Origin of the sequence: Pseudomonas sivasensis (assembly GCF_021391435.1) — a bacterium.
In the GTDB taxonomy this organism is placed as follows: Bacteria; Pseudomonadota; Gammaproteobacteria; order Pseudomonadales; family Pseudomonadaceae; genus Aquipseudomonas; species Aquipseudomonas sivasensis.
Genome location: NZ_CP090029.1, coordinates 2,065,662 through 2,091,267, shown reverse-complemented (window position 1 = coordinate 2,091,267; position 25,606 = coordinate 2,065,662). Strand labels below are relative to the sequence as shown.

Sequence of the window (25,606 nt, the reverse complement as noted above, 5' to 3'; positions counted from 1 at the left end):
CACACAATTAGTGTTCACTAATGCATGGCAAAGTGTATCGTCTCGCTACTATTACCCCGATTCCGACGTTATTTTCCGACTTTTCGTGCCGAGAGCTGGCACTTCGGTGGCAACGCGGTGGTCATAGCCTGCGAACTTCATTAAGCACGTTTCCTCTTAGGGATTAAGTCATGCTCCGTTCCTTGCGCTGTGCTGCCTTACTGGGCAGCCTTTTTTTGAGTGCGTCAGCACTGGCGGTCGATATCGACCAAGCCAGCTATGGCTACCCTTTGACCAACCCGTTCGAAGCGACCATCGCCACCACTCCGCCTGACCTTCGGCCGACATTGCCGAGTGATAGCGAAATTAACCAGTCCGACTACACCCTGAACATGCGCCCAGAGCGCGAGTTCAGCCTGCCGGATAACTTCTGGGCGGTGAAGAAGCTCACCTACCGCATCGCCAAGCAAGACCGCGCCGCGCCGCTGATCTTCCTGATCGCGGGCACCGGTGCGCGGTTCGATAGCAGCATCAACGAATACCTGAAAAAACTGTATTACCAAGCCGGCTATCACGTAGTGCAACTGTCGTCGCCTACCAGCTTTGACTTCATCAGTGCCGCCTCGCGCTTCGCCACCCCGGGGATCACCCAGGAAGACGCCGAAGACATGTACCGCGTGATGCAAGCCGTGCGTGCGCAAAACGCCTCGCTGCCAGTGACCGACTTTTACCTCACCGGCTACAGCCTCGGCGCACTGGATGCGGCGTTTGTCAGCAAACTGGACGAGACCCGCCGCAGCTTCAACTTCAAGAAAGTGCTGCTGCTCAACCCGCCGGTCAACCTCTATACCTCGATCACTAACCTCGACAAGCTGGTACAGACCGAGGTCAAGGGCATCAACAACACCACCACCTTCTATGAACTGGTGCTGAACAAGCTGACTCGCTACTTCCAGCAAAAGGGCTATATCGACCTCAACGACGCCCTGCTCTACGACTTCCAGCAATCCAAGCAGCACTTGACCAACGAACAGATGGCCATGCTGATTGGCACGTCGTTCCGCTTTTCGGCGGCCGACATTGCCTTTACCTCGGACCTGATTAACCGCCGCGGCCTGATCATCCCACCGAAGTACCCGATCACCGAAGGCACCAGCCTCACGCCGTTCCTCAAGCGTGCACTGCAATGCGATTTCGACTGCTACCTCACCGAACAGGTAATCCCGATGTGGCGCGCCCGTTCCGATGGCGGCAGCCTGTTGCAACTGGTTGACCAGGTCAGCCTGTACGCCCTCAAGGACTACCTGCACGCCAGCCCGAAAATCGCCGTCATGCACAACGCCGACGACGTAATCCTCGGCCCAGGCGACCTTGGCTTCCTGCGTAAAACCTTCGGCGATCGCTTGACCGTCTACCCACTGGGCGGCCACTGCGGCAACCTCAATTACCGCGTCAACGCCGACGCCATGCTGGAGTTCTTCCGTGGCTAAATATCTTCTGCTGCTCGCCGCCCTGATGTGCGCGGGCGTAGCCAATGCCGACAACAGCAAGGCTCACGCGCCGGTCGTGGTGGATTCCGACGGTTTCAAAGAGCCGTTAAGCAAACTTAAATTCAACCCGGGTCTGGACCAGCGCGAGTTTGAACGCTCGTCCGTCAACGCCCTCAACGTGTATGACCCGCTCGAATCGTGGAACCGCCGCGTGTACCACTTCAACTACCGCTTCGACCAATGGGTGTTCCTGCCCGTGGTCGACGGCTACAAATACGTGACCCCTAGCTTCCTGCGCACCGGCGTGAGCAACTTCTTCAACAACCTGGGCGACGTGCCCAACCTGTTGAACAGCTTGCTCCAACTCAAGGGGCACCGCTCCCTGGAGACCACTGGCCGCCTGCTGCTCAACACCACCGTCGGCATCGCCGGTCTGTGGGACCCGGCCACCGCCATGGGCCTACCGCGCCAGAGCGAAGACTTCGGCCAGACCCTGGGCTTCTACGGCGTCCCCGGCGGGGCGTATTTGGTACTGCCGATCTTCGGCCCATCGAACTTGCGCGACACCGGCGGCTTGCTGGTGGACTACACCGCGGAATCGCAGATCAACTTCCTGAACGTCTCGGAAGTCAGCTCCAACCACCCGGAAATCTGGGCCCTGCGCGCGGTGGACAAGCGTTATCAGACAAGCTTCCGTTATGGTCAGATGAACTCGCCGTTCGAGTATGAGAAGGTGCGGTATATCTACACGGAATCGCGCAAGTTGCAGATTGCCGAGTAATCACCTCTAGCTTAATTAAAAGGCCATCCAGGCAATCTGGATGGCCTTTTTTTTCGCACAACAGACTCAAGCAACCTCCCACAGAGCACGCACACTTTGCCCGGGAACTATCCCTGGGGAAAAACTCAATACTAGAAGTGTGCCTCTCAGGTTCAGTTAACGCCTGAAGCAGCAGACGCCCCAACCAAAGAACATCCCATCAGACGCTTTATTTTAAAGGCCGACACAGATGCTGTTATCCAGCGCTTCAGTAACACACTCAAACGTGGACAAGGTTCTGACGACTACCTCCACACATCAGAACGAAGTAAAGCACGCGCCGCCGACCCAAAATACCGGCCGGGACGAGGGTGACTATCGTAGCCATCACGACTTCTACGAGGATCCGCTTTTTGCTTCGGTTTTCGGCACTAGCACAAAGCCTTCTGTGCTCACTAAAACTCAACTCCAAGCGTTTTTCCTCAAAGTCGGCGGCGTTCCCCAGCATGAGTTGCATAAACTTACGCCCTACGACCGCGCGAATATCGCAGCCAATGCTCTTCGGGTACTTAAATACATTGATAGCACCCCACATGCCTTTTCGACGCCCAACAACGACCGCATAGACACTGGCTTTAAGAGTCCATCAGCGCACAACGCTTCAACTCCGAACAACGGCAAGATGCACCTTTGGAACTCCGAAGCGAGCATGCTTGTACGCTTCACGGAAGAAGGCTATCCAGGGCTGCAACCCGGTCCGAGATAAGCGGCACCACGATCAGACCGAACGCCCTTATAGCGCCCTGAACACACATGCGTGACTGCGAACTTCACGCCTGACGTTTAGTGCGCTGCCATACCTTGCGAACCAGCGACACCATCATCAATACCAGCGCACCGGCGATAATCCCCGCCACCGCATTCAGCAAGGTCGGCATCAACCAAGCGATTGCGCCGGCGCTCTGACTCACCGATTCAATCCAGTGATGCACCACCGGTACGCCGTGGGTGAGGATGCCGCCACCGACCATAAACATCGCAGCCGTGCCGATCACCGACAGGCTTTTCATCATGTATGGCGCCGCACTCAGGATCCCACCACCGATGCTGCGCGCTACCTGACCAGGCTTCTGGGTGAGCCACAGACCCAAGTCGTCCAGCTTGACGATACCGGCCACCAGCCCATAGACGCCGATGGTCATGACAATGGCGATGCCCGACAGCACGATCACCTGCTGGGTCAACTGCGCGTCGGCCACAATACCGAGGGTAATGGCGATGATTTCGGCGGAGAGAATGAAGTCGGTGCGGATCGCGCCTTTGATCTTGTCTTTTTCGAACGCCACCAGGTCGGTCGCCGGGTCCGCTACGGCGTCGGCCAACTGCGCGTGCTCGGCCTGGTCTTCAGCTTTGCTGTGAAGGAATTTGTGCGCGACTTTCTCGAAGCCTTCAAAACACAGGTAGGCGCCGCCGAGCATCAACAGCGGCGTCACCGCCCACGGCGCAAAGGCGCTGATCAACAGTGCGGTGGGCACCAGGATCAGTTTATTGACGAACGAGCCCTTGGCCACCGCCCACACCACGGGAATTTCACGCTCGGCGCGCACACCTGAAACCTGCTGGGCGTTGAGCGCCAGGTCGTCACCCAGCACGCCGGAGGTCTTCTTCGCGGCCATTTTTGTCATCAAGGCAACGTCATCGAGTACCGCGGCGATGTCATCGATCAACACCAACAAGCTGCTTCCTGCCATGAATCGCACTTCCGTGAGGGGGGATGGCGCGAGCATAACGCGGCGCAAGGCGTTGCGGGCACATTGTTGAGGCCCGCGGATAGCCGGTGCTACCATGCGCAACCGCCGGTATTGGCAAGGAAACTCCTGGTTTATGAGCACCATTCGCGAGCGCAACAAAGAAAAAATCCTGCGGGCGGCAAGCGAGGAGTTTGCCGACAAGGGCTTCGCCGCGACCAAAACCAGCGACATTGCCGCCAAGGCCGGCCTGCCCAAGCCCAACGTCTATTACTACTTCAAGTCCAAGGACAACCTCTACCGCGAGGTACTCGAAAGCATTATCGAGCCGATCCTGGCCGCTTCCACGCCGTTCAATCCGGACGGCGAGCCCAAAGAAGTGTTGAGCAACTACATCCGCTCGAAAATCCGCATCTCCCGCGACCTGCCCTTTGCCTCCAAGGTGTTCGCCAGTGAAATCATGCACGGCGCCCCGCACCTGAGCAGCGATCAGGTCGAACAGCTCAACGCCCAGGCCAAGCACAATATCCAATGCATCCAGAGCTGGGTGGATCGTGGGTTGATTGCGGCGATCGACCCGAATCACCTGATGTTCAGCATCTGGGCGGCGACGCAGACCTATGCGGATTTCGACTGGCAGATTTCGGCGGTGACCGGCAAGGCCAAGCTCGATGAAGCGGATTACGAAGCGGCGGCGCAGACCATTATTCGGTTGGTGCTCAAGGGCTGTGAACCCGACTGATACACCGAGGTGTGGGTGCCAATCGGGGGCAAGCCCCCTCCCACATGGTGAACTGCGAACGCGGTCAAAATTGTGCGAGGGGGCTTGCTCCCGATGGGGCCCTGACAGTCACCGACGATTAGGCTGACACCCCAGCATCCGCCCACAACCCCACCCCCTCGATCGCCGTGATCGCACACTGCTCATCAATATCCGACGTATCCCCGCTGATACCGATTGCCCCCAGTACCGCCCCATCCTGATCCCGAATCAACACGCCTCCCGGTGCCGGCACGACGCTGCCCTGCCCCAGGCTATTCAACGCCGCAATAAACGCCGGTCGTTGCTGCGCATCCAGTGCCAGCAAGCGCGAGCCCTTGCCCAACGCAATCGCACCCCAGGCCTTGCCGATGGCGATTTGCGGGCGCAGCAGGCTGGCGCCGTCTTCGCGCTGCAGGGTGATCAAGTGGCCGCCGCTGTCGAGGACCGCGATGGTCAGCGGTGCCGCTGAAATCGTGCGGCCTGCGGTGAGGGCCTGGGTGGCCAGTTGGGTGGCAATCTTCAAGGTTAAAGCGCTCATGGTGCCGTCCTTCTTTTGTTATTGGGAAAGCGGTGGAGGTCTGTTTGATCAGATGCTCGATCAAACAAATAGAACACAATGACATTTGTTTTTGTATACAATATTTTCACACAAAGGCTCCATACGTCGAAAAAAGCTGTTCCGACGAACGCAAAGACCAATCAATAAAATGGATTGACCTGCGCATCCCGCCGTGAATACACTTTGAACAGACACCACTTGTATACAATTACAAAACGCAAGAGGCACCAAAACATGAGCAAAATGAGAGCAATCGAAGCCGCCGTCCTCGTCATGCGCCGTGAAGGCGTGGACACCGCCTTCGGCATCCCAGGCGCCGCGATCAACCCGCTGTACTCAGCCTTGCAGAAGGTGGGTGGCATCGATCACGTCCTTGCTCGCCACGTTGAAGGCGCCTCGCACATGGCCGAGGGTTACACCCGCACCAAGGCCGGGAATATCGGCGTGTGCATCGGCACCTCGGGCCCAGCGGGCACCGACATGGTCACCGGCCTCTACAGCGCCTCGGCCGACTCGATCCCGATCCTGTGCATCACCGGCCAAGCCCCTCGTGCACGGATGCACAAGGAAGACTTCCAGGCCGTGGACATCACCAGCATCGTCAAGCCGGTGACCAAGTGGGCGACCACCGTCCTGGAACCCGGCCAGGTGCCCTACGCGTTCCAGAAAGCCTTTTATGAAATGCGTTCCGGCCGACCAGGCCCAGTGCTGATCGACCTGCCATTCGACGTGCAGATGGCCGAAATTGAATTCGACATCGACGCCTATCAGCCACTGCCCCTGGCCAAACCACTGGCAACACGCATCCAGGTCGAAAAAGCCCTGGCCCTGCTCGACGCGGCCGAACGTCCGTTGCTGGTCAGCGGGGGTGGCGTGATCAACGCCGATGCCAGCGAGCTGCTGGTGGAATTCGCTGAACTCACCGGTATCCCGGTGATTCCGACCCTGATGGGCTGGGGCACCATCGCCGATGATCACCCGCTGATGGTGGGTATGGTCGGCCTGCAAACCTCCCACCGTTATGGCAACGCGACCATGCTCAAGTCGGACGTGGTGCTGGGCATCGGCAACCGCTGGGCCAACCGCCACACCGGTTCGGTAGAGGTCTACACCGAGGGCCGCAAGTTCATCCACGTCGACATTGAGCCGACCCAGATTGGTCGTGTTTTCACCCCGGACCTGGGTATCGTTTCCGACGCCGGCGCGGCGCTGACAATGTTTATCGAAGTGGCCCGCGAGTGGAAAGCCGCCGGTAAGCTCAAGGACCGCAGTGCCTGGCTGCATGACTGCCAGCAGCGCAAAGCCACCCTGCACCGCAAGACTCACTTCGACAACGTGCCGGTCAAGCCGCAGCGCGTGTACGAAGAGATGAACCAGGTGTTTGGCAAAGACACCTGCTACGTCAGCACCATCGGCCTTTCGCAGATTGCCGGCGCGCAGTTCCTGCACGTCTACAAGCCACGCCACTGGATCAACTGCGGCCAGGCCGGGCCGCTGGGCTGGACCATTCCCGCCGCACTCGGCGTGGTCAAGGCCGACCCGAGCCGCAAGGTGGTGGCGTTGTCCGGCGACTATGACTTCCAGTTCATGATCGAAGAACTGGCCGTGGGCGCGCAGTTCAAGCTGCCGTACATCCATGTAGTGGTGAACAATTCCTACCTGGGTTTGATCCGTCAGGCACAACGTGGCTTTGAAATGGACTACTGCGTGCAGCTGTCTTTCGACAACCTCAACGCCCCGGAACTCAATGGATATGGCGTGGACCACGTCGCCGTCGCCGAAGGCCTGGGTTGCAAGGCCCTGCGTGTATTCGAGCCAGGCCAGATCCAGCCGGCGCTGCGCAAGGCCCAGGAGATGATCGAAGAGTTCAAGGTGCCAGTGATCGTCGAAATCATTCTGGAGCGCGTGACCAATATTTCCATGGGCACCGAGATCAACGCCGTCAACGAATTCGAAGACTTGGCCCTGGTCGGCAACGATGCACCGACTGCCATTTCCCTGCTCGATTAAGGAGAACCTTATGCCGCGTTTCGCCGCCAACCTGTCCATGCTGTTTACCGAACAGGATTTCCTTGCCCGTTTCAAAGCGGCCGCCGATGCCGGTTTCGAAGGTGTCGAGTACCTGTTCCCGTATGAATTCAGCTCGGCTGACATCAAGGCACACCTCGACGCCAACGGCCTGACCCAGGTGCTGTTCAACCTGCCAGCCGGTGACTGGGCCAAAGGCGAACGCGGCCTGGCGTGCCACCCGGACCGGGTCGAGGAATTCCGCGCCGGGGTCAAGCTGGCCATCGCTTACGCCCAAGTGCTGGGCAATACCCAGATCAACTGCCTGGCGGGCATTCGGCCACAAGGCGTTGACGACGACACCCTGGAAAAAACCTTCGTCGCCAACCTCAAGTACGCCGCCGACAAGCTGCAAGCAGCGGGCATCAAGCTGGTGATGGAGATGATCAATACCCGCGACATCCCCGGCTTCTACCTGAACACCACAGCGCAAGCCCTGTCGATCCGCGAGCAGGTGGGAAGTGCCAACCTGTTTTTGCAGTACGACATCTACCACATGCAAATCATGGAAGGCGACCTTGCCCGGACCATGGCCACACACCTGGATGAGATCAACCACATCCAGCTGGCGGACAACCCTGGGCGCAATGAGCCGGGCACGGGCGAGATCAACTATCGCTTCCTGTTCGAGCATCTGGATCGGATTGGCTACTCGGGTTGGGTCGGCTGTGAGTACAAGCCGTTGACCACCACCGAAGCGGGCCTGGGTTGGCTTAAAACCCATAACGCCATCTGACAGACACCACACAAAACCCTGTGGGAGGGAGCTTGCCCCCGATAGCGGCGGGTCAGTCAGCAATGTTTTGCCTGACACACCGCCATCGGGGGCAAGCCCCCTCCCACATAAGAAGAGGATTTCACCATGGCTAAAATCGGATTTATCGGCACCGGCATCATGGGCCAACCCATGGCTGCGAACCTGCAGAAAGCAGGTCACCAACTGTTTCTTTCCGAGCACCACGGCAAGGCGCCGGCCGAGCTGATCAACGCTGGCGCAGTGGCCCTGGCCAATCCGCAGCAAGTCGCCCAGGAAGCCGAATTCATCATCGTCATGGTGCCCGACACCCCGCAGGTCGATGACGTGCTGTTCCGCGCCGACGGCGTCGCCGCTGGCTTGTCGCCGAACAAGGTTGTGATCGACATGAGTTCGATCTCGCCCACTGCCACCAAGGCATTCGCAGCGAAAATCAACGAGACCGGTGCACAGTACCTCGATGCACCGGTGTCCGGCGGTGAGGTCGGCGCCAAGGCCGGCACCCTGAGCATCATGGTCGGCGGCGAGCCCCAGACCTTCGAACGTGCCCTGCCGCTGTTCCAGAGCATGGGCAAGAACATCACGCTGGTCGGCGGCAATGGCGATGGCCAGACGGCCAAAGTGGCCAATCAGATCATCGTTGCGCTGAACATCCAGGCGGTGGCCGAAGCGCTGCTGTTCGCCTCGAAAAACGGCGCCGACCCGGCCAAGGTGCGTGAAGCGCTGATGGGTGGGTTTGCCTCGTCGAAGATTCTGGAAGTGCACGGCGAACGCATGATCAAGGGCACCTTCGATCCTGGCTTCCGCATCAACCTGCACCAGAAAGACCTGAACCTGGCCCTGGCCGGAGCCAAGGAGTTGGGGATCAACCTGCCGAACACTGCCGGTACCCAGCAGGTGTTCAGTACGTGCACGGCAATTGGTGGCGGCAACTGGGATCACTCGGCGCTGATCAAGGGGCTGGAGCATATGGCGAATTTCTCGATTCGCGATAAGTAACCCGCCAGTGGATACACCTTGAATGTGGGAGGGGCTTGCCCCTGAGGACAGTGTTTCAGCCCAATCATCTACGCCTGACACACCGCTATCGGGGGCAAGCCCCCTCCCACACTTGATCGCATTCCAAATCTGAAATTGCTGCACCTCTAATAACAAAAATCCCCGGGAGCCCGCTTATGTCGGTCGATCCGCAACACCTGCTTCGCGAGCTGTTTGCCACAGCCATCGACGCCGCCCACCCCCGGCAAGTCCTTGAACCCTTTCTGCCCGCCGACCGCACCGGCCGCGTGATCGTGATCGGCGCCGGCAAGGCCGCCGCCGCCATGGCACTCGTCGTCGAGAACTGCTGGCACGGCGAGGTCACTGGCCTGGTGGTCACCCGCTACGGCCATGGCGCACCGTGCAAAAAAATCGAAGTGGTTGAAGCCGCCCACCCCGTCCCCGATGCTGCCGGCCTGGCCGTGGCCAAGCGCGTGCTGGAGTTGATCAGCAATCTCGGCGAAGACGACCGTGTGATTTTCCTGCTCTCCGGCGGCGGCTCTGCATTGCTGGCCCTGCCCGCCGAAGGCATCACCCTGGCGGACAAACAAACCATCAATAAGGCGTTGCTCAAATCCGGCGCGACCATTGGCGAGATGAACTGCGTGCGCAAGCACCTCTCAGCAATCAAAGGCGGTCGGTTGGCCAAGGCCGCATGGCCGGCAACGGTGTACACCTACGCCATCTCCGACGTGCCGGGCGACCAGGCCACGGTGATTGCCTCCGGCCCTACCGTCGGCGACCCGAGCACCTCGCAACAAGCCCTGGCGATTCTCAAGCGTTACGGGATCGACGCACCCGCCTCCGTGCGCAGCTGGCTGCAAAACCCGGCCTCGGAAACCGTCAAACCCGGCGATCCGATCCTCGCCCGCAGCCACTTCCAATTGATCGCCCGCCCCCAGCAATCCCTGGAAGCCGTGGCCGTAAAAGTACGCCAGGCCGGTTTCAGCCCGCTGATCCTCGGCGATCTTGAAGGTGAAGCGCGGGACGTGGCCAAAGTGCACGCGGGCATTGCCCGGCAGATCGTGCAGCACGGCCAACCGTTGGCAGCGCCGTGCGTGATCCTGTCCGGCGGTGAAACCACCGTCACGGTGCGCGGCAATGGCCGGGGCGGGCGCAATGCGGAATTTCTGCTGAGCCTGACCGACAGCCTCAAAGGCCTGCCCGGCGTGTACGCACTGGCCGGCGACACCGACGGCATCGACGGTTCGGAAGACAACGCCGGCGCAATCATGACGCCCTGCAGCTACCGCCGCGCCGAAGCCTTGGGCCTGAGCGCCAGCGATGAGTTGGATAACAACAACGGCTACGGCTATTTCGCGGCGCTCGACGACTTGATCGTCACCGAGCCAACCCGCACCAACGTCAACGACTTCCGCGCCATTCTGATCCTTGAGAGCACTGCCCATGACGCCTGACAAGAAGGTCAAGATCCTCGCCACCCTGGGCCCGGCCACCGACGGGATCGATGACATCCTCGAACTGGTAGAAGCCGGGGTGAATATCTTCCGCCTCAACTTCAGCCACGGTGACCACGCCGATCACGCCCAGCGCTACCAATGGATTCGCCAGGTGGAGCGCCAGCTCAACTACCCGCTGGGCATCCTGATGGACCTGCAAGGGCCGAAGCTGCGAGTCGGGCGTTTCGCCGAAGGCAAGGTGCAATTGGTGCGCGGCCAGGCCCTGCGCCTGGACCTGGATGAGACCCCGGGCGACCAACGCCGGGTCAACCTGCCCCACCCGGAAATCATTGCAGCGCTGGAGCCGGGCATGGACCTGCTGCTGGACGACGGCAAGCTGCGCCTGCGGGTGATCACCAAGCACACCGATGCCATTGATACCACCGTGCTCAATGGCGGTGAGCTTTCCGACCGCAAGGGCGTGAACGTGCCACAAGCGCTGTTGGAACTGAGCCCTCTGACCGCCAAGGACCGCCGCGACCTGAGCTTCGGCCTGGAGCTGGGCGTGGACTGGGTGGCGTTGTCGTTTGTGCAACGCCCGGAAGACATCCGCGAAGCCCGCGAGCTGATCGGTGACAAAGCCTTCCTGATGGCCAAGATCGAGAAGCCTTCGGCCGTGCAGCGCCTGCGGGAAATCGCCGAACTGAGCGACGCGATCATGGTGGCCAGAGGCGACCTGGGTGTGGAAGTACCGGCCGAGAGCGTGCCGCAGATCCAGAAGGACATCATCAGCACCTGCCGTCAGTTGGGTAAACCGGTGGTGGTCGCCACGCAGATGCTCGAATCCATGCGTTTCTCACCGGCGCCCACCCGTGCCGAAGTCACCGATGTGGCCAACGCCGTGGCCGAGGGCGCGGATGCGGTGATGCTGTCGGCAGAAACCGCATCGGGCGAGTACCCGCTGGAAGCCGTGCAGATGATGAGCAAGATCATCCGCCAAGTGGAAAACGGTCCGGATTACCAGGCGCAACTGGACGTCAGCCGGCCCAAAGCCGATGCCACCGTGTCGGACGCCATCAGCTGCGCGATCCGTCGTATCAGCAGCATCCTGCCGGTGGCGGTGCTGGTGAACTACAGCGAATCCGGCAGCTCCAGCCTGCGCGCTGCACGGGAACGGCCCGTGGCGCCGATCCTTAACCTCACGCCGAACCTGTCCACGGCGCGACGGCTGAGCGTGGCGTGGGGCGTGCACTCGGTGGTTAATGATCGGCTGCGCCAGGTGGATGAGGTGTGTTCCACGGCACTGGAGATTGCCCAGGCTCAGGGTATGGCGCAGCGCGGGGATACGTTGGTGATTACGGCGGGGGTGCCGTTCGGGCAGCCGGGGTCGACCAACTCTTTGCGTATAGAGACGCTGATCTAGCGCCTGTAGAGGCCCCATCGGGGGCAAGCCCCCTCCCACACTTGATTGGATTCACATCGTTAGATGTGTGAATGCAGTCCAATGTGGGAGGGGGCTGGCCCTCGATGGGGACAACTCAGTCTCACTGAATCCCCATCATGCACAACCAGACCTGCCCCGACTGGGCCGAAGCGCTGCTCAACGGCTTCAGCCAAATCTTCCTGCAACGCCAGCCGCTGTGCGGCTTGCTGTGCCTACTGGCCATCCTGATCGGCGCTCCGGCCTTGCTCGGCGGTGCACTGCTGGGTGGCGTGGCCGGGTTACTCACGGCCCAGCGCCGGGGTTATCCCAAAGCTGAACGCCAAGCTGGCTTATATAGCTACAACGGCGTGTTGCTGGGCTTGTTGATCAGCGAGCATTTCGCGTGGTCTGCCTTGTTGCCGCCGCTGATCCTGGCGTGTGGCGGCCTGAGTGCGATTCTCACGCGGCAATGGCTCAAGCACGCGACGCAACCGGATGACTTGCCTGCCTACACCGCGCCGTTTGTCATGCTGGGTTGGCTGCTGCTGGGCACTGCGGCGCCAAACACCTTCGCCCTGGGCGCACCGGACGCCCTGGCTTTGTTCAGCGCGCCCTTCACTGGCCTGGCGCAAATCATGCTGCTGGATCAGCCCATGGCCGGCGCCTTGATTGCACTTGGCCTGTGGCTCGCCAACCGACGCGCGGCCATCTGGGCCTTGATCGGCGCCAGCGCCGGCGTGCTGATCGGCGTCATGCTGGAGGACAGCACCGGCGCCCTCCTCGGCCTGCACAGCTACAACCCGGCCCTCGCGGCCCTGGCCCTGAGCCAAGCGCGTCGCCAAGCCTGGCTGCCGCTGCTCGGCATCCTGCTGGCGATCCTTCTGACACCGGGCTTTGCCGCCCTGCACCTGCCCGCGCTCACCGCGCCGTTTATCCTCGCCTGCTGGCTGGTACGCGCCGGTCGCCGAATCGTGCAGAAACCGCGCATGGACAGCCCCTTCGAATCCCCCTAGGCTTGCTCGATCTTCGATTCGGGCGGGACTTATGGACAGCAACAACGACTGGCGCCAGCGGCTCTACGTCATGGTTTTTCAGAGCGACACCGTCGCCGGGCGGCGCTTTGACGGCATCTTGTTGCTGATCATCCTCGCCAGCCTGGTGATCGTGATGCTCGACAGCATCGACCAGATCCACCAGAACTACGCCAATGTGCTGGCGTATATCGAGTGGGGCTTCACCGTCATCTTCCTGATCGAGTACGGGCTGCGCCTGTACTGCTCGCCCAAGCCGTTGCGCTATGCCTTCAGTTTTTACGGGCTGGTGGATTTGCTCGCCATCGTGCCCGGCATCCTTGCGCTGTATTACAGCGATGCGCAGTACCTGCTGATCATCCGCATCATCCGCATGCTGCGGATTTTCCGCGTGCTCAAGCTCAGCCCGTACCTCAAGCAAGCCAACTACCTGATGGCGGCGTTGCGCGGCAGCAAGCAGAAGATCGTGGTGTTCCTGGTGAGCGTCTGCACCCTGGTGACGGTGTTCGGCACCTTGATGTACGTGATCGAAGGCCCGGAACACGGGTTTACCAGCATTCCCAAAGGCATCTATTGGGCCATCGTCACCCTGACCACCGTGGGCTTTGGCGATATCGTGCCGAAGACGCCGCTGGGCCAAGTGATTTCGTCACTGGTGATGATCACTGGTTACTCGATCATCGCCGTGCCCACGGGCATTTTTACCGCGGAGCTGGCCAGTGCCATGCGCGGTGAACAGCTGCAAACCGACTGCCCCGTGTGCAAGAAAAACAGCCACGAGCCCAATGCGGCGTTCTGCTCGCGCTGCGGCAGTAATCTTTTCAAGAAAGTGGAATAAGCAAAGTTCTTTTTAATCTTTAAGCGACTATGGCGCCCCGGCTATAGTCGCTGGCAAATGGCCTTACCCCTTCTCCCGAACAACAAGGAATGAGCAGTGAAAAAACTCGTTAGTGCCTCTCTCCTGGCCGCCGGTCTTGCCCTGGCGGGCGCCGTGCACGCCGCACCGGTCACACTGCTCAACGTCTCCTATGACGTAATGCGCGATTTCTACAAGGACTACAACGCCGCGTTCCAGAAGCATTGGGAAGCCGAGCACCCGAACGACAAGCTGACCCTGCAAATGTCCTTCGGCGGTTCCAGCAAACAAGCGCGTTCGGTGATCGACGGTCTGCCAGCTGACGTGATCACCATGAACATGGCCACCGACATCAACGCCCTTGCCGACAACGGCAAACTGGTGCCAGACAACTGGGTCACGCGCCTGCCCAACAACAGCGCGCCGTTCACCTCCGCCACCGTGTTCATCGTGCGCAAGGGCAACCCCAAGGCGCTGAAAGACTGGCCGGACCTGCTCAAGGATGGCGTGCAAGTGATCGTGCCTAACCCGAAAACCTCGGGTAACGGCCGCTACACCTACCTGTCGGCCTGGGGTTATGTGCTCAAGAACGGCGGCGATGAAGAAAAGGCCAAGACCTTCGTCGGCAAGCTGTTCAAGCAAGCGCCTGTGCTCGACACCGGTGGCCGTGCAGCGACCACCACGTTCATGACCAACCAGATCGGCGACGTGCTGGTGACCTTTGAGAACGAAGCCGAAATGATCGCCCGTGAATTCGGCCGTGATCAGTTTGAAGTGATCTACCCAAGCGTTTCCGCTGAAGCCGAGCCGCCGGTGTCGGTGGTCGACAAAGTGGTCGAGAAGAAAGGCACCCGCGTGGCCGCCGAAGACTACCTGAAGTACCTGTGGTCGCCGGAAGGCCAGGAAATCGCCGCCAACAACTACCTGCGCCCGCGTGATCCAAAAGTACTGGCCAAGTACACCGACCGCTTCCCGAAAGTCGACTTCCTGTCGGTGGAGAAAACCTTTGGTGACTGGCGCACCGTACAGAAGACCCACTTCAATGACGGTGGCATCTTCGACCAGATCTACTCCGGTCAATAACTAAGAAACGCGGTAAAAAATGTGGGAGGGGGCTCGCTCCCGATAGCAGTGTGTCAGCCACTACATCCAGTGACTGACACTCCGCCATCGGGGGCAAGCCCCCTCCCACATTTGGCTTTCTGTATGGCCGTTGCATCGGTAGTGTCACACCACCTTAGTTGTTTCTGAATGTATCATCAGCCAGCATAAGTGATATCACCACGAGCGCCCTACTCGTGCGTACGCCTTGGCTTTACCCTCGCTCGCCATCTTCCTCCGCTTTTATGAGAACACCATGAACGCTACTCCCCACACTACAAGCACCATGACCCGCGGGATGGTGATGCTGTTTGCGTTCTGCTGCGGCGCCATCGTTGCCAACATTTACTACGCGCAACCGATCATTGAACTGATCGCCCCGGACATCGGCCTTACGCCGGCCATGGCCAGCCTGATCGTGTCCCTGACGCAAATCGGTTATGCCCTGGGGCTGTTCTTCCTGGTGCCATTGGGCGACCTGCTGGAAAACCGCAAGCTGATGATCCTCACCACCGTGGTGGCCATCGCCAGCCTGCTGGGCGCAGCGTTCACCGCACAGCCGAACCTGTTCTTGCTGGTGTCGCTGCTGATCGGATTCAGTTCAGTATCGGTGCAGATCCTGATCCCGCTTGCCGCGCACCTGGCGCCTGCCGAGTCCCGTGGCCGTGTGGTCGGTAGCATCATGGGCGGTCTGTTGCTGGGCATCCTGCTGGCACGGCCGGTCTCCAGCGTGGTGGCGGACCACTTCGGCTGGCGTGCGATGTTCATGGCGGCGGCGGGGTTGATGGCGTTTATCAGCGTGGTGCTGATGCTGACCATCCCCAAGCGCCAACCCGACCACAGCGCCACATATGGCCAATTGCTGGGTTCGCTGGGCACCTTGTTGCGTCGCCAGCCAGTGCTGCGCCAGCGCGCGTTTTACCAAGGCTGCATGTTTGCCACCTTCAGCCTGTTCTGGACCGCCGCGCCACTGGAGCTGGCGCGTAATCACGGCCTGAGCCAGAGCGAAATCGCCCTGTTCGCCCTGGTCGGTGCCTTGGGCGCCATCGCCGCGCCCATCGCCGGGCGCCTGGCGGATGCCGGTCACACTCACCGCGCTTCGTTGCTGGCGATGTTGTTCGCCGCGCTGAGCTTCCTGCCGGCTTTCGTGCATCCGCTGTACAGCGTGATCGGCCTGGCAGTAACCGGTGTGGTCCTGGACTTCTGCGTGCAGATGAACATGGTCCTGGGCCAACGCGCCATCTACGCCCTCGACGCCAACAGCCGCAGCCGTTTGAACGCGCTGTACATGACCAGCATCTTCATCGGCGGCGCCTTTGGCTCAGCGATTGCCAGCAGCGTGTATGAACACGGCGGCTGGCTCGGGGTGATGCTGGTCGGCAGCGCATTCCCGCTGGTGGCGTTGTTGCGGTTCCTGAGTGCGTCCCGGCGGGTGGCGGTCGCAACCGCTTAAGAGCGCACCAACTTCTTCAGAGCCGCGTCCGCCAGAAATGACGAGCGGCTTTTGACCTTGTGCTCACGCACATAACGGTCGATTCGCTGGATGACATAACCGGGCAAGGTCGCATTGACCTTCTCGGTCTTGCCCAGATAAGGCGAGATGTCCAACGCCAGCATCCCCCAGCCCATCCCCGCATAGTCTTCATGAGCGCGATGGTTCGCGACTGACGTTGGCATCGGAATCGTCCCGCCCTCTGCAGCGATCTCCTGCAGCAGGATGTGCGCGACTTACACGGCAGCGTTGTAAGCCTCTTCAAAGCTGTCCTCGGCGGTGACAGCGCCTGGAATATCGGGGATTTGAATGCCGGTGGCGGTAAAGTCATCGCCCCATTCGATAAAAATATGATGACTGCCCGTGACACGATCCAGTACCCATCCAGCCTCTTTCAGCTCCTTGATCAATCACCTGCTTTGCACCCCAGCCTCCTTGGCTTGGCCTGAACAAAAACAACCCTAGAGTTTTCTTTGCTCAAGCGCAGAACCTCTCAGCCTGACTGGCGGTGGTTTTACCGAATGTTGAGCGCTGCCGAGTGAAACCTCGGAATCCGCCCGTTGAGCGACGGCCAGTAACCGAATGACCCCGCGCCCGCCAGCAAGGCAGGCTGGCGACGGACCAGCGCAAGGATGGTTTGGGACGCAATGATCAACGCCAGCCGCTGGCCAGGACATTGATGAGCGCCGAAACCAAAGCTGAAGCTGCGCCGCTGCGGGCGTTCAAGCACAAACCTATCGGGCATCGGGTTTGCCGCAGGGTCACGATTGGCGGACGCCAGCACCACCAGAAGGGTATCCCCGGCCTCCAGCACGCGGTTACCGATGACACACCGCTCGGCAACAAACCGCCGAGTGTTCTGCACTGGGGAATCGAAGCGTGCCACTTCTTCAACCAGCGCCATGACCTGGGCGGGCGCGTGCTGAACCTGCTCCAGCAGATCAGGCTGCCGGGCGAGCATCAGCAATGTGTTACCTATCAGGCCGGCCGTGGCTTCGCAGGTCTGTGACAGCAGCCCGATCAGGTTCGCGGTCAACACGTCAGTGTCCATCCAGTCGCCTGTGCGGATGTGCGTCATCAACGCCGAAGCTTCAAGTACGTTGCCAAACATTTGCGTCAACTGCGACGCTCCGATGTCGGCGTGATGCCGTTGGGCCTCGTTGCTCAGCGGCGAGAGGCAGGCGACGAAATCCCGTGTCAGCTCGGCAACCGCTGCTGTCTGCCCTGTTGGAAAACCCAGCAACGCCGCAACCGCCGAGACCGGCAAGGTGAACATCAACGCCTCCAGGTTATCCACGCGGTCGATAAGGCTGCCGACCACCTCCGCGACGGTCCCGACGCCTACGCCAGCCAATGCCGGTTCGACTGCTGCTCGCGGGCATCGATGGGCCGTCCCTTCATTCATCCGCATCAAGCGGGCAAATACCTGGCCTGCAGCGCCTTGCGCAATCGCAGCAGGCACCGGCTCGTGATGCGGGCGTACTCGACAATCCGGGTGAGCCAGAACAGCCGCAACCACCTCGGCTGTACTGGCGACCCACAGCCCAAGTTCAGCGTCGAACAGCAACCCGCCAGTACGTCTCAGGCGTGAGTAATAGTCATAAGGGTCAGCGTGGGTAGCGGCTTCAAGCGGTGTCATTCAGGACGTCCTGTTCACGAAGAACCGCTACTATCAGCCACCTCACCCGGTAACGATTCGCTCAGGAACGAAATATGAACGGCCAGGACGACGACGTCGCACTCTCACAGGTCGCCGGCGCAATTGCAGAACCTGCGCGCACGAAAATGCTCTGCGCGCTGATGGATGGGCATGCGCGTACCAGTACCGAAATGGCGGTGATTGCCGAGGTCAGCACCTCAACCGCCAGCGCGCACTTGGCCCGGCTCAAGGACGACGGCTTGATCATGTTGCACACGCAGGGGCGTCACCGGTACTACAGCCTCGCCGGTCCGTCGGTGGCCCAGGCGATTGAAGGGTTGATGGTGATCAGCCGCAACAGCGCCAAGGCGTTTGTGCCGAGCACGCCCACGCGTCTGCAGTTTGCGCGCACCTGCTACGACCACATGGCGGGTACGTTGGCGGTCACGTTGCACGACCATTTCATTGAGGCCGGCTGGTTGACCGGGAACGACAGCTACCAACTCAGCGCACACGGCGACAAGGCGATGGTTGAACTTGGGATTGATGTGGCGGCGCTGCGCACGCAACGACGGCGATTCGCCTGCGCCTGCCTGGACTGGAGCATGCGCCGCCCGCACCTGGCGGGTGCTTTGGGCGCGGCGCTTTTGCAAAACGCTGTTCGCCGTGAATGGGTAACACAGGACCTGGATAGCCGCGCACTGAGTGTGACGCCAAAGGGCCGCAAAGCGCTCAAGGCCCGATTTGGAACAACGATCTGCGAGCCATGAAGATCACCAGCCAAACTCGCCGATACGTAGCAGGATCAGGCGCATACCGAATGCCCAGCATCCAGGCAGTGCAACAGGCGCTCGACCGTGTGCTCCAAGGGGCCGGAGTTATCCAGCACAAACAACCCTGAACCACTGCCGGCGATCAGCTCTTGAGTAAACCGCGCATTGCGCGCCAAGCGCTCCTCGATGTCGGCCGGCAACTCTCGTCCCCGCGCGATCAAGCGCTGGCGTAACACGCCTTGATCCACGGTCAGCAATAGCACCAGCATCTGCGGATAACGCGCGTGGGCCTGCGCCAGGTGTGCACGCGAGCCGTTGACCAGAACGTCATCCCCCGCCGCCAGCCAATCGTCGATTTCCCGTGGAATGCCATAGGACAAGCCGTTGGCCTGCCAACTGAGGGCAAACGCCCCCTCGGTACGCATCACCGCAAACTTCTCCGCGCTCACACCGTGCGCCGCCTCGCCCACGGCTTCCGCCGAACGGGTGATGACGCGCCGCACGATGCGGCAGCCGCGCTCGACCAACTGCGGACGGGCGGCATCCAGCAGGCTGTCCTTGCCCGAACCCGATGGCCCGATGAGATAGATCAACCTGCCCGCCATCAACACACCCTCTTCGCTTGTCGCCAGACTTATGCACCACAGGAAGCCCTTCGCGGCGCCTGGCTTGCATCAGCTCGGCCCGATGGCCCGTACAAATGCCGCCTGCAACAGGCTGGGCGGATAGCGATCACTGAAAAGTATATCCAGCAATCCTTCGGCAGCCAGGCCGGCGGCGGCCACATTACCCGAGTGCGACCCGCAGCGCACCAGGTTCGGCGCGACCACAAAGACGAGTGATGCCTCCCCGAACAATCCTACAGCCAGCACTACGGTGCTTATCTACGGTACAGGCTCCTATCCCTTCTCCCCTCAACGGAGACGAAACAGTGCCCGACTCAATCGCAGCGCAAGTACGTGAAACCGCTCAAACAGAACAATCAAAAGAAGACATATTCTTTAGCCTTCTTTCCGGACTGGCAGGCCTTCACCCCATCATCACAACCATAGGCGCCGCCAGAAGTTATATGAAGGTCTGCGAAAAAAGCGGGTTGAAACTCAACCCGTACTTTGTCAAAAACGGCAATTGCGGACCCTCGCCCAAAACCCAAAAGATGCTTTCACACCGCAAATACAAAAGCTTGGGTGTTGGCGCAACCGGGGTGGGAGTGGCGGCGATAAGCCCGGCGATCTCGCCTATTCCCGCGCCCTTCTATGCAGCCAGGCATGCGTCTGCCACGACCTCTACGGCGATACATCTGCGTCGGCTGTCAAAAATGCTGGCGGCTTATCAACCCTTCGCCGCTGGTGATGAACAAGTCAGTGATGCGATTAAATGGCTGCAACTGGCCATCGAGGTAAAGTTCAAGAAGCTCGCATTTCGAGGCACAGAAATGGCCATCTCGACCACCTCGACCTTGCTTTCATTTACCGGCATCGGCCTGGTCGGGAAAATCCCGCTCATCATGGTCAGCTTCCAACTTGAACTGGCCAGGCTGATGGTCAGCGACCGTTACGCCGCCCTGTGCAAGGTGGCGGCGATGGAGTTGCAGTGGGCGGCCTTTCTTGAACAGAACCCCAACGTCGGCGATATGCCGCAAGCCAGCCTCGCCGGCTTATCCCGAGCAGATCAGATCAAGCAGCTTGAACAAAGAAAGATGATGCTCGGCGCCGCAATCACCACTCAAGTGCGAGGTCGTGCACTCGATGCCCGAACCGGCAATACCGGCTTGGGCCCTGCCACGATGATCATCAAGGAGATCATGGCTAAGCACACGTTTCAGGGGCAGTTCTTCGCGGGCCATGACTACTTGACCATGATCCATGAACCGGCTGGCTGGAATGCCATTGCGGCGAAACTGATGAACATATGAGAAGCGGCATGGTACCGGCGCCTCCATGGCCCGAGGGCTGAGGAGATCCACTGTGGGACGGGGCTTGCCCCCGATGGCGATGCCATATTCAGCTAATCAGCGACTGACCTGGCGCTATCGGGAGCAAGCCCCCTCCCGTATTTGAACTTCAGTGCCTGGAAGGATGGAATTCACAGGCATGAAAAAGGCGACCCGAAGGTCGCCTTTTGTCATTGCGCGTACTGCTTGCTCAACCCCGGCGGCACACCTTGCACGTTGGTGTCTTCCCACGGCCCATTGGGGCTGATGGAGCGGCTCCAGCCGTTGCTCCAGCGGTAGTAGGTGCGCTGGCGGTAGAACGTGTCCGGTTGGTCATCAAGCACGTACACCTGCATCTTGCCGTCCCAATGGCTGGCGGCGCCCGGTGGGGGGGCGAAGGTCGGCGATTTAGTCGGGGCAGGCTTCGGTGGCGGGGTGACCGGGCCGGAAGGCTTGGTGCTCGGCTGAGTCGAGGGGCCGGACGGCGGGATAGTCGGGCCGGTCGGGCCAGGTGGTGGCCGATGGACCGCACAGGCGCTCAGGCCCAGTACCAGGCTGAGCAAGGTGATGCGTGCGAATGCGGTCGTCATAGGCGTTTCCTCAAAATTACTTGTCCGGACTGTCGATGGTCAGCTGTTGCAGCGCAGTGGTGCTGCTGGCCAGGGGTTGGCTGCGGCCGATCCACTCGCCAGTGGTTGGTTGACCGGCCCGGGATATGCGCGCAACCAGTTGGACTTCGGGGAAGTTGGACAGTTTCAATTGCGGCATCATTGCATCGGCGTCACCCAGTTCGACGGTAACAGGCAATTCGGCGACGGTGACGCGTTTGACCGCCAGAGGTGCCGGCGGGCCACTGACGGCGCGGGCGAAGATGAACACGCTGTCGGTTGGCAAGGCCTTGGCCTTCACGTCGGCGGACAGGTCCACACGTACCTTCATCACAGCCTTTTGGGCGACGCTGCCCCCGCTCTCCTTCAGACTTTGCGCAGCCCGGTCGATGCCGCCTTGCAGGGCAGCACGGGAATTATCTTCCGGTGGCAGTTGGGCCAACAGACGGGTCCAGTAGTCGATGGCCTCTTGATAACGCTTGCCTTCAAATGCCGCAATGCCCAGCAAGCCCAGGCTGGTGACTTCCTTCGGGTCCAGCTTCAAGGCTTCATCAGTGAGCGCCTGCACCTTGGGCGACCACTGTTTGTTGTCGGCAAAGTACTGCGCCTGGGCCCACTGCCCCAGCAGCTCCGGCTGGCGCCCGGCCAGGGCCACGGTGCGCTCGAACACTTTCGCGGCGTCTGCGGAGCGGTCTTGGGCCATATAGGCGCGACCGAGGAAGTACAGGCCTTCGGCCGAATCCGGTTGGGCCGCAGCCGCGCGTTCCAGGCGGTGGGTCATGTCTTCCATGGACACCGGTGGCTGTGAGAATTCGCGGGTCAGCTCGACCTTGTCGCTGGCACCAAAGTGCATGTACAGGCCCAAGCCAAGGACGGGGACGAGGACGGCGGCGAGCAATGGCAGCGGTTTGCCCAGGCGCGATTCGCGGGGTTTTTCCACACCCTCGGTATCCGCCAGCAGTTCGCGGGCGGCTTCGGCGCGACCGGTGTCGAGTTGCGCGGCGTTGAGCACGCCTTCGTCCTGCTGCACTTGCAACTCGGCGACGCGTTCTTGATACAGCGCCACGTTCAGCGCGGTGCGATCCTCTTCGCGCTGGGCACGGCGGCCGCGCAACACAGGGATCAACAGGAAACTCAGGGCAATCAGAAGCAGCAAGCCGGCTGCGAGCCAGAAATCAATCATCAGTCTTGGTGTCCAGCAATTGGTCGAGGCGTTTACGCTCTTCGGGGGACAGCGCGTCAGAACCATCGGTCGGCGCTGCGCGGCGACGGCGCACGATCACCGCCATCACCACCACGCCGGCCAATAACAGCCCTGCTGGGCCGAACCAGAGCAGCGCGGTCTTGCCGGTGAGGGCCGGTTTGTAGCGCACGAAATCACCATAGCGATCGACCATGAAGTCGATGATCTGCTGGTTGTCCTTGCCCTCTCCCAGCATGCGGAAGATCTCTTTGCGCAGGTCGGCGGCGATGGGAGCGTTGGAGTCGGCGATGTCCTGGTTCTGACACTTGGGGCAGCGCAGTTCCTTGGTCAATTCACGGAAACGCTCGCGGTCACCGTCCTTGGCGAATTCGTACGTGTCGATGGCGGCGTGGGCCACACCCGCCAAACCCAGTGCCAGCACGGCAGCGACTAACAGACGCTTCATGGCTTGGCCTCATCGACCAGCGCCTGGTACTTGGCAGCCAGTTGCTCGCGCCAGACCACCTCGTCGATCACACCGACGTATTTGTCGCGGATCACACCCTTGGCATCAATGAAGAAGGTTTCCGGGGCGCCGTAAACGCCGAGGTTGAGACCGAGATTGCCGTCTTCATCACGGATATCCAGTTGGTAAGGGTTGTGGAACTCGGCCAGCCACTTCAAGGCCGCCGCATTGTCGTCCTTGTAGTTGATGCCGTAGATCACCACGCCCTTCTCAGCCAACTTATTCAGCACCGGGTGTTCGACGCGGCAGGAAATGCACCAGGTCGCCCATACATTTACGAGCGCAGGCTTACCCAGAAGATCGGTTCTAGTAAGTTGCTTGGTGCCCTGGACATTGACCAATGAAAACTCAGGGAAAGGCTTATTTATGAGTGCCGAGGGCAATGTAGTTGGATCACCTTTATTAAGCTGTACAACTACGATCGTGGCGAACGCGCCAAGTACCGCAGCTATCAGCCCCACGACTATCCAACGCTTACTATCAATACTCATCAGCTAATCCCTTGAGGGGTCAAACCAATCGCTTCACGCACTCGGCTCTTGACCTTGACCCGATAACGCCGGTCCAGCGCGGCCAGCAAACCGCCAAACCCAGTGAGCAAACCGCCGAACCAGATCCAACGCACAAACGGTTTCACATGCACGCGCACTGCCCAGGCGCCCTCGCCCAACGGTTCGCCCAGTGCCACATAGAGGTCACGGGTGAAACCCGCGTCGATACCGGCTTCGGTCATCATCGAGCTCTGCACGGTGTACAGGCGTTTTTCGGGGTGCAATACGGCGATTTCCTTACCGTTGCGGACTACCCGCACGGTGCCTTTGTCCGACGTGAAATTCGGCCCTTCAAAGTGCTTGGCGCCCTCGAAGATGAACTGGTACCCAGCAAGGTCCATAGACTCGCCCGGCGCCAGACGCAGATCGCGCTCGGCGCTGTTCTGGCTGGACAGCACCACGCCCAGCGCACACACGGCGATGCCGATGTGGGCGATCTGCATGCCCCAGTAGCTGCGGGTCAGCGTCGGCAGGCCTTTGACCAGGCCTTTGTGGCGGGTCTTGTCGAAGATGTCGCGCACACCGGCCAGCAATACCCAGGCGGCGAGCAGGAAGGTGGCGAGCACCGCCCAGTTGAAGTCGCCATAGGCAATCCCGGCGACCACGGCCAGGGCCACGCTGCCGAGCAGCACCGGCATCAACATGCCGACCAGCCATTTGACCGGGGTGTCCTTCCAGCGCACCAGCATGCCGACCGCCATCACCACCATCAACAAACCCATCAACGGGATGAACAACGCGTTGAAGTACGGCGGGCCGACGGACAGTTTGGCGCCGCTCAGGGCATCCAACACCAGGGGGTACAGAGTGCCGAGCAGGATCATCGACGCGGCCACCACCAGCACCAGGTTATTGCCCAGCAGCAGGGTTTCCCGCGACCACAGATTGAAGCCGACCTGGCTTTTGACCACCGGCGCGCGCAGGGCGAACAGGGTCAGGGAGCCGCCAACCACAAACAGCAGGAAGATCAGGATGAACACGCCGCGCTCCGGGTCGGACGCAAAGGCGTGCACCGAGGTCAACACACCCGAACGCACGAGGAATGTGCCCAGCAGGCTGAGGGAAAATGCCGCGATGGCCAGCAACACGGTCCAGCTCTTGAACACGCCGCGCTTTTCGGTGACGGCCAACGAGTGAATCAGTGCAGTACCCACCAGCCACGGCATGAACGAGGCGTTTTCCACCGGGTCCCAGAACCACCACCCGCCCCAGCCGAGTTCGTAGTAGGCCCACCACGAGCCGAGGGTGATGCCGATACCCAGGAACGCCCAGGCGACGATGGTCCATGGCCGCGACCAGCGCGCCCACGCGGCATCCAGACGCCCGCCAAGCAAGGCGGCGATGGCGAAGGCGAAGGCCACGGAGAAACCGACGTAACCCATGTAGAGCATCGGCGGGTGCACGATCAGGCCAATGTCTTGCAGCAAGGGGTTGAGGTCATGCCCATCCGATGGAATCTGCGGCAGGATGCGGCTGAAAGGGTTGGAGGTCATGATCAGGAACAGCAAAAAACCAATGCTGATCATGCCCATCACCGCCAGCACCCGCGCCAGCATCACTTGCGGCAATTGGCGCGAGAACACCGATACAGCGAAGGTCCAGCCGCCGAGGATCAACGCCCACAGCAGCAACGAACCTTCGTGGGCGCCCCACACGGCGCTGAACTTGTAGTACCAAGGCAGCGCGGTGTTGGAGTTATTGGCGACATAGGCGACGGAAAAGTCGTCGGTCATAAAGGCGTAGGTCAGGCAGCCAAACGCGAACAGCAGAAAGGCAAACTGCCCCCAGGCGGCCGGCTGCGCCAGGCTCATCCATAGGCGGTCGCCGCGCCAGGCACCGAGCAACGGCACCACGGCCTGCACGATGGCGAAGCACAAGGCGAGAATCATCGCCAATTGGCCCAACTCAGGAATAAACAGTGCGGACGTCATC

24 protein-coding genes and 2 pseudogenes are annotated in these 25,606 nt (G+C 60.6%); 15 read left to right on the top strand and 11 right to left on the bottom strand.

What is annotated here, in order from left to right; translation table 11 throughout:
• Positions 1-170: 170 nt before the first annotated feature.
• From LRO94_RS09500 to LRO94_RS09490, 3 genes are all read left to right on the top strand, one after another.
• On the top strand, positions 171-1,469 hold the full coding sequence (locus LRO94_RS09500) for a serine/threonine protein kinase (protein ID WP_032889143.1): 1,299 nt from the start codon (positions 171-173) through the stop codon (positions 1,467-1,469).
• Positions 1,462-2,250, top strand: coding sequence for an MlaA family lipoprotein (locus LRO94_RS09495; RefSeq protein WP_032889141.1), 789 nt, complete (start codon positions 1,462-1,464; stop codon positions 2,248-2,250). The genes LRO94_RS09500 and LRO94_RS09495 overlap by 8 nt, the downstream gene beginning before the upstream one ends.
• A 229-nt stretch (positions 2,251-2,479) precedes the next feature.
• On the top strand, positions 2,480-2,995 hold the full coding sequence (locus LRO94_RS09490; RefSeq protein WP_050442854.1) for a hypothetical protein: 516 nt from the start codon (positions 2,480-2,482) through the stop codon (positions 2,993-2,995).
• Between the two features lie 64 nt (positions 2,996-3,059).
• Here the strand turns inward: LRO94_RS09490 and LRO94_RS09485 are convergent, their stop codons facing one another.
• A complete protein-coding gene (locus LRO94_RS09485; protein WP_032889139.1) occupies positions 3,060-3,980 on the bottom strand; it encodes a DUF808 domain-containing protein in 921 nt (306 codons plus the stop codon).
• A gap of 133 nt (positions 3,981-4,113) precedes the next feature.
• Here LRO94_RS09485 and LRO94_RS09480 point away from each other — a divergent pair, with 133 nt between their 5' ends.
• Entirely contained in the window at positions 4,114-4,719 is a 606-nt protein-coding gene (locus LRO94_RS09480) for a TetR/AcrR family transcriptional regulator (RefSeq protein ID WP_122680100.1), read from the top strand.
• 118 nt (positions 4,720-4,837) lie between these two features.
• Here LRO94_RS09480 and LRO94_RS09475 read toward each other — a convergent pair whose 3' ends face one another.
• Positions 4,838-5,278 carry a GlcG/HbpS family heme-binding protein gene (locus LRO94_RS09475; protein ID WP_032889135.1) on the bottom strand — a complete coding sequence of 147 codons (441 nt, stop codon included), beginning with the start codon at positions 5,276-5,278 and terminating at the stop codon, positions 4,838-4,840.
• Positions 5,279-5,533: 255 nt separating this feature from the next.
• Between LRO94_RS09475 and gcl the strand changes: the two genes are divergently transcribed.
• The 9 genes from gcl (at position 5,534) to LRO94_RS09430 (ending at position 16,422) form a co-directional block, all read left to right on the top strand.
• The gene (gcl, locus tag LRO94_RS09470) at positions 5,534-7,309 is read left to right on the top strand and encodes a glyoxylate carboligase (RefSeq protein WP_032889133.1); all 1,776 of its coding nucleotides are present in this window, start codon (positions 5,534-5,536) and stop codon (positions 7,307-7,309) included.
• Between the two features lie 10 nt (positions 7,310-7,319).
• Entirely contained in the window at positions 7,320-8,102 is a 783-nt protein-coding gene (hyi, locus tag LRO94_RS09465; protein WP_032889131.1) for a hydroxypyruvate isomerase, read from the top strand.
• A 126-nt stretch (positions 8,103-8,228) separates the two neighbouring features.
• Positions 8,229-9,119: a 2-hydroxy-3-oxopropionate reductase gene (locus LRO94_RS09460; RefSeq protein ID WP_032889129.1), complete on the top strand. Its 891-nt coding sequence runs from the start codon at positions 8,229-8,231 to the stop codon at positions 9,117-9,119.
• A gap of 176 nt (positions 9,120-9,295) precedes the next feature.
• Positions 9,296-10,576 (top strand): glycerate kinase type-2 family protein, encoded by a 1,281-nt coding sequence (locus tag LRO94_RS09455; protein ID WP_032889128.1) that lies wholly within the window; start codon positions 9,296-9,298, stop codon positions 10,574-10,576.
• On the top strand, positions 10,566-11,981 hold the full coding sequence (pyk, locus tag LRO94_RS09450) for a pyruvate kinase (RefSeq protein ID WP_095184248.1): 1,416 nt from the start codon (positions 10,566-10,568) through the stop codon (positions 11,979-11,981). Before LRO94_RS09455 ends, pyk begins: the two co-directional genes overlap by 11 nt.
• A 137-nt stretch (positions 11,982-12,118) precedes the next feature.
• On the top strand, positions 12,119-12,994 hold the full coding sequence (locus LRO94_RS09445) for an urea transporter (RefSeq protein ID WP_032889124.1): 876 nt from the start codon (positions 12,119-12,121) through the stop codon (positions 12,992-12,994).
• A gap of 31 nt (positions 12,995-13,025) precedes the next feature.
• Positions 13,026-13,850 carry an ion transporter gene (locus LRO94_RS09440; RefSeq protein WP_032889122.1) on the top strand — a complete coding sequence of 275 codons (825 nt, stop codon included), beginning with the start codon at positions 13,026-13,028 and terminating at the stop codon, positions 13,848-13,850.
• A gap of 96 nt (positions 13,851-13,946) precedes the next feature.
• A complete protein-coding gene (locus tag LRO94_RS09435) occupies positions 13,947-14,951 on the top strand; it encodes a sulfate ABC transporter substrate-binding protein (RefSeq protein ID WP_032889121.1) in 1,005 nt (334 codons plus the stop codon).
• Between the two features lie 274 nt (positions 14,952-15,225).
• On the top strand, positions 15,226-16,422 hold the full coding sequence (locus LRO94_RS09430) for an MFS transporter (protein WP_081797774.1): 1,197 nt from the start codon (positions 15,226-15,228) through the stop codon (positions 16,420-16,422).
• Here LRO94_RS09430 and LRO94_RS09425 read toward each other — a convergent pair.
• Positions 16,419-16,868, bottom strand: a pseudogene (locus LRO94_RS09425) (type II toxin-antitoxin system HicB family antitoxin). The gene LRO94_RS09430 and the pseudogene LRO94_RS09425 overlap by 4 nt on opposite strands.
• 107 nt (positions 16,869-16,975) lie before the next feature.
• Complete coding sequence (locus tag LRO94_RS09415) at positions 16,976-18,100, bottom strand: cytochrome P450 (protein ID WP_179179314.1); 1,125 nt, start codon at positions 18,098-18,100, stop codon at positions 16,976-16,978.
• A 74-nt stretch (positions 18,101-18,174) separates the two neighbouring features.
• Here LRO94_RS09415 and LRO94_RS09410 point away from each other — a divergent pair, with 74 nt between their 5' ends.
• A complete protein-coding gene (locus LRO94_RS09410) occupies positions 18,175-18,870 on the top strand; it encodes an ArsR/SmtB family transcription factor (protein WP_179179315.1) in 696 nt (231 codons plus the stop codon).
• 35 nt (positions 18,871-18,905) lie between these two features.
• Here LRO94_RS09410 and phnN read toward each other — a convergent pair whose 3' ends face one another.
• Positions 18,906-19,478 carry a phosphonate metabolism protein/1,5-bisphosphokinase (PRPP-forming) PhnN gene (gene phnN / locus LRO94_RS09405; protein WP_179179316.1) on the bottom strand — a complete coding sequence of 191 codons (573 nt, stop codon included), beginning with the start codon at positions 19,476-19,478 and terminating at the stop codon, positions 18,906-18,908.
• Positions 19,478-19,709, bottom strand: a pseudogene (locus tag LRO94_RS09400) (alpha-D-ribose 1-methylphosphonate 5-triphosphate diphosphatase); the annotation flags it as partial. The pseudogene LRO94_RS09400 and the gene phnN, both read right to left, overlap by 1 nt.
• 95 nt (positions 19,710-19,804) lie before the next feature.
• Here LRO94_RS09400 and LRO94_RS09395 point away from each other — a divergent pair.
• On the top strand, positions 19,805-20,788 hold the full coding sequence (locus tag LRO94_RS09395; RefSeq protein WP_177326449.1) for a hypothetical protein: 984 nt from the start codon (positions 19,805-19,807) through the stop codon (positions 20,786-20,788).
• Positions 20,789-20,997: 209 nt separating this feature from the next.
• Here the strand turns inward: LRO94_RS09395 and LRO94_RS09390 are convergent, their stop codons facing one another.
• The 5 genes from LRO94_RS09390 to LRO94_RS09370 are packed head-to-tail and all read right to left on the bottom strand — an operon-like array spanning position 20,998 to position 25,605.
• Positions 20,998-21,396: a hypothetical protein gene (locus LRO94_RS09390; RefSeq protein WP_095184242.1), complete on the bottom strand. Its 399-nt coding sequence runs from the start codon at positions 21,394-21,396 to the stop codon at positions 20,998-21,000.
• Between the two features lie 16 nt (positions 21,397-21,412).
• The gene (ccmI, locus tag LRO94_RS09385) at positions 21,413-22,597 is read right to left on the bottom strand and encodes a c-type cytochrome biogenesis protein CcmI (RefSeq protein ID WP_032889107.1); all 1,185 of its coding nucleotides are present in this window, start codon (positions 22,595-22,597) and stop codon (positions 21,413-21,415) included.
• Positions 22,590-23,063, bottom strand: coding sequence for a cytochrome c-type biogenesis protein (locus LRO94_RS09380; protein WP_032889105.1), 474 nt, complete (start codon positions 23,061-23,063; stop codon positions 22,590-22,592). Before LRO94_RS09380 ends, ccmI begins: the two co-directional genes overlap by 8 nt.
• Positions 23,060-23,614 (bottom strand): DsbE family thiol:disulfide interchange protein, encoded by a 555-nt coding sequence (locus LRO94_RS09375; protein ID WP_122755805.1) that lies wholly within the window; start codon positions 23,612-23,614, stop codon positions 23,060-23,062. The genes LRO94_RS09380 and LRO94_RS09375 overlap by 4 nt, the downstream gene beginning before the upstream one ends.
• A complete protein-coding gene (locus LRO94_RS09370; protein ID WP_122755804.1) occupies positions 23,614-25,605 on the bottom strand; it encodes a heme lyase CcmF/NrfE family subunit in 1,992 nt (663 codons plus the stop codon). Before LRO94_RS09370 ends, LRO94_RS09375 begins: the two co-directional genes overlap by 1 nt.
• Position 25,606 lies beyond the last annotated feature (1 nt).

What these genes read in the sequence shown, in the direction of transcription:
- LRO94_RS09375 (WP_122755805.1), bottom strand. Translation starts at nt 23,614, where the DNA reads ATGAGTATTGATAGTAAGCGTTGGATAGTCGTGGGGCTGATAGCTGCG.
- gcl (WP_032889133.1), top strand. Translation starts at nt 5,534, where the DNA reads ATGAGCAAAATGAGAGCAATCGAAGCCGCCGTCCTCGTCATGCGCCGT.
- LRO94_RS09440 (WP_032889122.1), top strand. Translation starts at nt 13,026, where the DNA reads ATGGACAGCAACAACGACTGGCGCCAGCGGCTCTACGTCATGGTTTTT.
- LRO94_RS09415 (WP_179179314.1), bottom strand. Translation starts at nt 18,100, where the DNA reads ATGACACCGCTTGAAGCCGCTACCCACGCTGACCCTTATGACTATTAC.
- LRO94_RS09390 (WP_095184242.1), bottom strand. Translation starts at nt 21,396, where the DNA reads ATGACGACCGCATTCGCACGCATCACCTTGCTCAGCCTGGTACTGGGC.
- LRO94_RS09500 (WP_032889143.1), top strand. Translation starts at nt 171, where the DNA reads ATGCTCCGTTCCTTGCGCTGTGCTGCCTTACTGGGCAGCCTTTTTTTG.
- ccmI (WP_032889107.1), bottom strand. Translation starts at nt 22,597, where the DNA reads ATGATTGATTTCTGGCTCGCAGCCGGCTTGCTGCTTCTGATTGCCCTG.
- LRO94_RS09455 (WP_032889128.1), top strand. Translation starts at nt 9,296, where the DNA reads ATGTCGGTCGATCCGCAACACCTGCTTCGCGAGCTGTTTGCCACAGCC.
- LRO94_RS09370 (WP_122755804.1), bottom strand. Translation starts at nt 25,605, where the DNA reads ATGACGTCCGCACTGTTTATTCCTGAGTTGGGCCAATTGGCGATGATT.
- hyi (WP_032889131.1), top strand. Translation starts at nt 7,320, where the DNA reads ATGCCGCGTTTCGCCGCCAACCTGTCCATGCTGTTTACCGAACAGGAT.
- pyk (WP_095184248.1), top strand. Translation starts at nt 10,566, where the DNA reads ATGACGCCTGACAAGAAGGTCAAGATCCTCGCCACCCTGGGCCCGGCC.
- LRO94_RS09445 (WP_032889124.1), top strand. Translation starts at nt 12,119, where the DNA reads ATGCACAACCAGACCTGCCCCGACTGGGCCGAAGCGCTGCTCAACGGC.
- LRO94_RS09490 (WP_050442854.1), top strand. Translation starts at nt 2,480, where the DNA reads ATGCTGTTATCCAGCGCTTCAGTAACACACTCAAACGTGGACAAGGTT.
- phnN (WP_179179316.1), bottom strand. Translation starts at nt 19,478, where the DNA reads ATGGCGGGCAGGTTGATCTATCTCATCGGGCCATCGGGTTCGGGCAAG.
- LRO94_RS09480 (WP_122680100.1), top strand. Translation starts at nt 4,114, where the DNA reads ATGAGCACCATTCGCGAGCGCAACAAAGAAAAAATCCTGCGGGCGGCA.
- LRO94_RS09380 (WP_032889105.1), bottom strand. Translation starts at nt 23,063, where the DNA reads ATGAAGCGTCTGTTAGTCGCTGCCGTGCTGGCACTGGGTTTGGCGGGT.
- LRO94_RS09430 (WP_081797774.1), top strand. Translation starts at nt 15,226, where the DNA reads ATGAACGCTACTCCCCACACTACAAGCACCATGACCCGCGGGATGGTG.
- LRO94_RS09485 (WP_032889139.1), bottom strand. Translation starts at nt 3,980, where the DNA reads ATGGCAGGAAGCAGCTTGTTGGTGTTGATCGATGACATCGCCGCGGTA.
- LRO94_RS09410 (WP_179179315.1), top strand. Translation starts at nt 18,175, where the DNA reads ATGAACGGCCAGGACGACGACGTCGCACTCTCACAGGTCGCCGGCGCA.
- LRO94_RS09475 (WP_032889135.1), bottom strand. Translation starts at nt 5,278, where the DNA reads ATGAGCGCTTTAACCTTGAAGATTGCCACCCAACTGGCCACCCAGGCC.
- LRO94_RS09460 (WP_032889129.1), top strand. Translation starts at nt 8,229, where the DNA reads ATGGCTAAAATCGGATTTATCGGCACCGGCATCATGGGCCAACCCATG.